This window comes from uncultured Lutibacter sp., assembly GCF_937891065.1.
Taxonomy (GTDB): Bacteria; Bacteroidota; Bacteroidia; order Flavobacteriales; family Flavobacteriaceae; genus Lutibacter.
The window spans coordinates 1-7690 of record NZ_CALAEQ010000219.1 but is presented as its reverse complement, the minus strand read 5'-3'; the positions used below and the strand labels follow the sequence as shown (position 1 = coordinate 7690).

Below are 7690 nucleotides of genomic sequence, written 5' to 3'. Positions count from 1 at the left end.
GTTAAATTTAAAGCTTGCATTATTTTATATTGTAAATGAGAAGTAGTGAAATAGTTTTTATAATCTTTCTTATTAACTACAATGTTTCCTTTTCCTTCAGAAAGATAAATACGAGCAACAGCCGTTTTTCTTCTACCTATTTTATGTATTGTATCCATTATTTAAGATCGTTAAGGTTAATAACTTTAGGTGTTTGTGCAGTTTGTTGATGTTCTGTACCTGCGTACACATACAAATTTCTGTACAAAGCACTACCTAATTTGTTTTTAGGTAACATCCCTTTTACTGCTTTTTCAACAAGACGTGTTGGGTCTTTTTCGAACATTTCTGTTGCAGTTAATGATCTTTGTCCACCTGGGTAACCTGTGTGACGAATGTAAGATTTGTCACTCCATTTTTTTCCAGATAATGTAATTTTCTCTGCGTTGATAACCACTACATTGTCTCCACAATCTACGTGAGGAGTGTAATTTGGTTTGTATTTACCTCTAATTAGCATCGCTATTTTAGAAGCTAGACGACCCAACGTTTGGCCGTCTGCATCAACTAATACCCACTCTTTAGTAACGGTATTTTTGTTAGCTGACACTGTTTTGTAACTTAATGTATTCACAATTAAATTCTTTGTTATAGTTAAACATTTATTTTTTGTCCCTAAAAAGGGAGTGCAAATGTACAATTAAATATTTATATAACAAACTGTAAGTTAGGTGTATTTCTTAAGAAATTTCACAAATTAATTTAGTGGAAAAAACGTTATAAAAAGGGATGAAATATTGCTATTAATTAATGTTTAATTTTTAACCCTTCATTTTTAAATAAATCAAATGCAGTTTGGTAGTAGGAGATGGTTTCATTTAGAAACAATGAATCAGTTTTTTTAACGGTTAATTCGTTATTTTTACTATTCCAATTATAAAATTTATGATTATTATGGCTATCTAAAATTAAAAGATCATCACCTTTTAAAAGTCCTAATTTTCTATGATTTGCAATTAAAGCTCTTTCGTCTTTTGGTTTCATTTTAGTGATGTCTTTTCCAAAAAAATTAGATTCATAAGTCCAATTTAAATACCCGAAAAGTGTAGGAAATATATCAATTTGAGAGCTTAGTTTATTTACTTCTATAGGATTTGTATTTTGAAGATTGTAAATAAAAGCTGGAACATGGTAACTTTGTACATTAATTTCTGATCTTCCTGCGCTATAAGCACAATGGTCTGACACAACTACAAATACGGTGTTTTTAAACCAAGGTTTATTTTTTGCTTCATTCAAAAATTGTTGAAAAGCTTTATCAGTATAATTTAAAGCCCCATTTCTATTTTTCCCAGAAGGAATATCTACAACACCATCAGGATATGAATATGGCTTGTGATTACTACTTGTCATTATAAAATTAAAAAAAGGTTGTTTTTGGTTGTGCTGACTATCCGCCTCTTTTAAAACTTTAGTATATAAATCGCCATCACAAACACCCCAAGCGTTTTCAAAAGTAACTTCGTTATCGGTAATTTGGGTTCTTTTGGTTGGAAATATTTCATTAAAACGATGTTTCTTTTTTCTATCTACAATATCAAAACCATTGTTTGCAAAGAAAATATTCATATTATCAAAATGACCATCTCCTCCATAAAAGAAGGTACGAGAATATCCTTTTTGTTTAAAAACTTCACCAATAGTAAAAAGATTGTTGTTATTTTTTCGTTTTACAATGCTTCTGCCAGGTGTTGGCGGAATGCAAAGTGCAATCGCTTCCATTCCTCTAATAGTTCTTGTGCCAGTTGCTTGTAAATTAGTAAAAAAAACAGATTCTTTAGCTAAAGAATCTATCGTAGGAACTAATTTTTTTTCATTTCCAAATCGTTCCATAAATTCAGCGCTTACACTTTCTAAACCTATAAAAATAACATTTGGTAATTGTTCTTTACCTTCATTAACAATAGTTCTTTTAATGCTGTTTTGATTGCCTGTTAAACTATCATTTTCAGCTAATACTAATTTTCTAATACTTTTATAAACGTTGTCTAACGGCTGTGTATGGTAAAACTCATTATAATTTAACTCATTATTGTTGTAGGCAGCAAAAAAAGAATAGATACCAGATTTTGTTATTTCGTTTTCATATTGATTTGAAAATTTTTCTGCTTGACTGTTTTTTACGTTTAAATGAAAACTACTTAATACGATTATCCAAAAGAGTGCAGGAACCAGTTTTGTTAAAAATGAATTCGTATTGTTAAAAGTAGCGTTAAATGCATTTTTGCGTTTGGCTATTTTTATGGAGAAATAAGTAACAATAATTAAAACTCCAACAATAAGAGGTAGTGGATAGGATTGGTGTATGTTTTGAACTACTTCGTAGGTATATAATAAATAATCTACAGCTATAAAGTTAAATCGTTTTTGATATTCTTCCCAAAAAGTAAGTTCAGCTAAAAATGAAAACATCATAACAAACAGCACCAAGGCATATGTGATATGTGTAAGAATTTTATCAACTTTACTTCCATAAAATTTAGTTGGGAGCAGTAGTAAATAAATGGAATAAAATGCTAATATATATGAAAGACAACCAAGATCAAATAAAAACCCCATTCCAAAAATTTCGATAAAATTTAAGAAAGAAAAATCAATTTCACTAAAAGACCAAAAATAAAGTGTAAGTCTAATAATAAAAGCAAACGCTAAAAATGTAGCAGCAAAAGTTTTTACTAAAGAAAATCGTTTGGGGAATAATATTTTTAACATCAACTAAATATTTTAATGTGCTTCTAGCCAGTTTTGTCCCTCGCCTAAATCAACGGTCAAAGGTACTGAAAATTCAAAAGCATGTTCCATTTCTTTAATAATGAGTGTTTTTAGAATGTCCTTTTCATCATTGTGCATATCAAAAACCAATTCATCATGAACTTGTAGTAACATTTTTGATTTGTAATTGCCTTTTTTTAATAATGCATCAATTTTTATCATTGCTATTTTAATAATATCGGCGGCACTTCCTTGTATAGGTGCATTTACAGCATTTCTTTCATCACCTGCACGAACAATAGCATTGTGTGAATTGATATTTTTTAAATACCTTCTACGACCTAAAATTGTTTCAACATAACCATTATCACGAGCCAAATCAACTTGATTAGCAATGTATTGTTTTAGTTTAGGAAATGAATTGTAATAATTGTCTATTAATTCCTTTGCTTCAGTTCTAGATTTATTTAATTGTTGAGACAATGTAAAAGCTCCCTGTCCATAAATAATACCAAAATTAACTGCTTTAGCGTCTCCACGTTGTTCTCTAGTCACTTCATTTAAAGGAACATTAAATACTTTTGCAGCTGTTGCCGCGTGAATATCTTCACCTCTTTTAAACGATGCTATCATACTATCATCGTCACTTAAAGCAGCAATAATACGAAGTTCAATTTGAGAATAATCGGCAGCAACTAAGCTGTAATTTTCATCTCTAGGTACAAATGCTTTTCTAACTTGCCTTCCGCGTTCTGTTCTAATAGGAATGTTTTGAAGGTTAGGATTGTTAGAACTCAATCTTCCAGTTGCAGCAACTGCTTGACTGTATGTTGTGTGAATTCGCCCTGTTTTTTCATTTATTTCATTTGGTAAAGCATCAACATACGTGTTTTTTAATTTCACTAAGCTTCTCCATTCTAATATTTCTCTCACAATTAGATGTTCTGAAGCTAATTTTGATAAAATTTCTTCACCAGTGGCATATTGTCCAGTTTTTGTTTTTTTAGGTTTTGCAACTAGTTTTAAATGTTCAAATAAAACATCTCCTAATTGTTTTGGTGATGCTAAATTAAATTCAATATCAGCTTGTGCATAAATGCTTTTTTCTAATTTTTGAATATCTTCAACTAAATTTTCTGATAATGAATTTAAAAACTCAGCATCCAATTTAATACCTTCCAACTCCATGGAAGCCAAAACACGAAGTAATGGAATTTCAATTTCAGTATATAATTTAGTGAGGTTGTTTTTTTCTAAATCTTTTTCAAAAATATCTTTTAATTGAAACGTTAAATCTGCAATTTCAACAGTGTAATCAGCTATTTTTTTGAGCTCAATTTCACGCAATAAAAGTTGGTTTTTCCCTTTTTTTCCAATTAATGATTCTAAACCTTTTGGCTGATAATTTAGATACGTTTCAGAAAGTACATTTAAATCGTGGCGCATATCTGGATTTGTTAAATAATGCGCTAACATAGTGTCAAATAAATTTCCTTTTACTGCGATGGAATAATTATTTAATATTTTAATGGTGTGTTTAATATCATGACCAACTTTTTCAATGTTTTCATTTTCAAAAAACGGACGAAATTCTTCTATTATTTCTTGTGTTTTATTGGTATCCTCAGAAAGTAATATAAAATATCCTTTACCATTTTCATAAGAAAATGAAAGTCCTACTACATCAGCTTCAATTGCATTGTTTCCTATAGTTTCAATATGAAAACTGACTGATTTTTGTTCTAATAACTTACGAATAAATAATTTTCTGGCTAATGGTGAATCTATAAATTGATAAAAATGATTGCTATTTTGAGAAGTTTTATAACCTGTATCACTAACTTCCTCTGAAGAGTTTTCAGTGGGTGTTGAAAACAAATCGAATTGTTGTGTTGCAGAAGTTGGTGTTTTGGGAGAAGGAAGAACTTCTTCAATTTGGGTTGTTGGGTTAATTTCGGGATGTGATTTAAATATTTTAGGCAAACTTTCAGCGATTCTTCTGAATTCTAATTCTTTAAAAATTTCATTTGTTTTTTCAAGGTCTGGATGATTTAACTCATAATCTTTTTCGTTAAATTTAACTGGGCAATCTAACATGATTGTAGCCAGCTGCTTAGAAAGTATGCCAAGGTCTTTGTTTGCCTCAATTTTCTCTTTCATTTTGCCTTTAAGTTCATGTGTATTTGCCAATAAATTTTCCATACTTCCGTATTCTTTCAAAAACTTCTTGGCAGTTTTATCACCTACTCCAGGTAATCCAGGAATATTATCTACCGCATCACCCATCATTCCTAAATAATCAATTACTTGTTCAGGGCGTTCAATTTCAAATCTTTTTTGTACTTCAGGAATTCCCCAAATTTCAATGCCATTTCCCATTCTAGAAGGTTTGTACATGAAAATATTCTCTGAAACCAGTTGCGCAAAATCTTTATCAGGAGTGACCATAAAAGTTTGAAACCCCTCTTTTTCAGCTTGTTTTGAGAGTGTTCCAATCAAATCATCAGCTTCAAAACCTTCTTTTTCAATAATTGGAATATGCATAGCTTCCAATATTTTATGAATGTATGGAACAGCAATTCTAATCGCTTCGGGAGTTTCAGAACGGTTTTTTTTGTACTCAGGAAAAGCTTCAGTACGTGCATGTGAACCTCCATTGTCAAAAGCAACAGCTAAATGATCAGGATTTTCACGTTTTATTACATCTAATAAAGAATTGGTAAATCCTAAAATGGCAGAAGTATCCATCCCTTTCGAATTTATTCTTGGATTTTTAATAAGTGCATAATATCCGCGAAAAATTAAAGCATAAGCATCTAAAAGGAAAAGTCGTTTTTTTTGCATCGTATTTTGTAATAAATTGACTATTAAGTGTTAATATTTACCATTTGTTTAAAAAAACATACCGTTTATAGTATTTATGTTACTGTTTTAGTGTATATTTGTACTGTGTAACTGCAAAATATTCAATCATGAAACAAAAATATCTTACTTTTTTATGTTTCTATTTAATTTTCAACATTGCTATTTTTTCACAAATAGTTAATGAAGGTACTTTGCAAATTGAACCATCTACAACAGTTTATTTCGGCGATGAATATACAAATAAATCGGCGGCAACCCATAACAATGATGGCGATTTATATTTAAACAATAATTTTATAAATAACGGAATTACAACTTCAGTATCTGGAACCACTTCTTTTAAAAGTTCGGTAAATGCTATTCAAACTATCTCTGGAACTGCAAATACTGCTAATTTTTACAATTTAGAAGTTGACAATACTTTAATGGGAGTTTCAATAACTGACAGTTTTGGTTTATTTGTTGAGAATGCAGTTTCTTTAACTGCTGGAGATTTACGTTTAGTAGGCGAAGCGCAGTTGATACAAGTAAATAATATTCCCAATTCAGGATCAGGAAAATTATTAAGAGATCAACAAGGTGTTTCAACAACAACGGCCTATAATTTTTGGTCATCACCTGTAAATAATTCTGGAACTTTTTCTTTAAATGGTGGTTTGTTTGATGGTACAGATGCCATCATAAATTCTTTTACCCCACAGCAAGTACTATTTAATTCTGGCTCTCCCTATAATGGTGTTCCGGCTACAGTTGTTGGAGGAAATGTTACAACGCCTTTAACAATAAGTACGCAATGGTTGTATACAAACCCTGCTGCATCAGGTTGGAATTCAATTAATCAAAGTACTGGTTTAGCGCCTGGCGAAGGATATATCATGAAAGGGACAGGAGCTGCGAATCAAAATTTTGTTTTTAAAGGCACACCTAACAATGGAAATTATTCATTTACCATCGCTTCAGCGCAGAGTTTATTAATTGGGAATCCATATCCATCAGCGCTAGATTCTTGGCAATTTATTACAGATAACTTAGGTGTTTTTGATCAAATAGAATTTTGGGTAGATGGAGGTTCACCTTCACATTATACAGCAGATTATTTGGGAGGTTATGCAATTAGAAATTTAACAACGGGAGTTGCCCCGTCAGTAATTTCATCTATTGATGGTTTAGGAGGTGCTTCAGGTACTATACCAGAAAGACATATTGCAGTTGGTCAGAGTTTTATTGTTGAGGCTACTGGAGCTGGAACTTCAATTGTTTTTAACAATGCGCAAAGAACTTTTATAACTGAAGGCTCAGGCGCCTCGGTTTTTTATAAAAATTCCAGTTCAAAAATAACTAAAGAAGTAAATAGTTTTATTAGAATAGGATACGAAGATCCAGAAGGTTTTCATAGGCAATTGGCTTTGGGGTTTTTACCAAACTCACCAGCCGATATGAAATACAATAGAGGATATGATGCTATTATGTCTGGGCCAAGAGAAGATGAACTTTTTTATATTATTGAAAACGATTTAACTAAAAAATACGTAATACAAGGTGTTGGTGCTTTTGAAGATGCGGTTGAATTTCCTTTGGGTTTAATAATTGAAGAAGAAGGTGTGCATACTATTATGTTAGATGCTGTTGAAAATTTTGATAAAAACGTATATCTTAAAGATGTTGTTTTAGATACAATATATAATTTAAGTACAGCTAATTTTATTCCAAATTTGCCTACAGGTGAATATTTAGACAGGTTTAAGCTTGTTTTTAAACCTAAAGAAGAAATGTTAGTTGTAGACGATGTAGTTTTAGAAAAAACTATAAATGTTTATTACAATAAAAACAACAGTATTATCATTAACAAACCAAGTGAATTAAAATTAAATAACGTACTTATTTTTAATATGTTAGGGCAGCAATTGGTAAAAGTAACCGCAAATTTATTGAGTGAATCACAAATTTCAATTCCTTTTCAATTTAAAAAAGGAATGTATTTAGTATTAATAGAGTCTGAAGAAGGAAAAAAGACTTATAAAATTGTAAATTAAAAACGCTTAAAAATGAAAACAACAAATCCTAAATATCTATT

General features: G+C 30.5%; 5 protein-coding genes. 1 reads left to right on the top strand and 4 read right to left on the bottom strand.

The window, feature by feature from the left end; translation table 11 throughout:
• The 4 genes from rpsI to polA all read right to left on the bottom strand — a co-directional run.
• Positions 1-158 (bottom strand): 30S ribosomal protein S9 (gene rpsI, locus Q0352_RS11745; RefSeq protein ID WP_299527721.1); only part of this gene is annotated, 158 nt, incomplete at its 3' end.
• Positions 158-613 (bottom strand): 50S ribosomal protein L13, encoded by a 456-nt coding sequence (rplM, locus tag Q0352_RS11740; RefSeq protein WP_299527718.1) that lies wholly within the window; start codon positions 611-613, stop codon positions 158-160. The genes rpsI and rplM, both read right to left, overlap by 1 nt.
• A gap of 173 nt (positions 614-786) precedes the next feature.
• Positions 787-2751: an LTA synthase family protein gene (locus Q0352_RS11735; RefSeq protein ID WP_299527716.1), complete on the bottom strand. Its 1965-nt coding sequence runs from the start codon at positions 2749-2751 to the stop codon at positions 787-789.
• Positions 2752-2763: 12 nt separating this feature from the next.
• Positions 2764-5595, bottom strand: coding sequence for a DNA polymerase I (polA, locus tag Q0352_RS11730; protein WP_299527714.1), 2832 nt, complete (start codon positions 5593-5595; stop codon positions 2764-2766).
• A gap of 128 nt (positions 5596-5723) precedes the next feature.
• On the opposite strand from polA, the gene Q0352_RS11725 reads away from it, so the two are divergent.
• The gene (locus tag Q0352_RS11725; protein WP_299527712.1) at positions 5724-7649 is read left to right on the top strand and encodes a T9SS type A sorting domain-containing protein; all 1926 of its coding nucleotides are present in this window, start codon (positions 5724-5726) and stop codon (positions 7647-7649) included.
• The last annotated feature ends 41 nt before the right edge of the window (positions 7650-7690 follow it).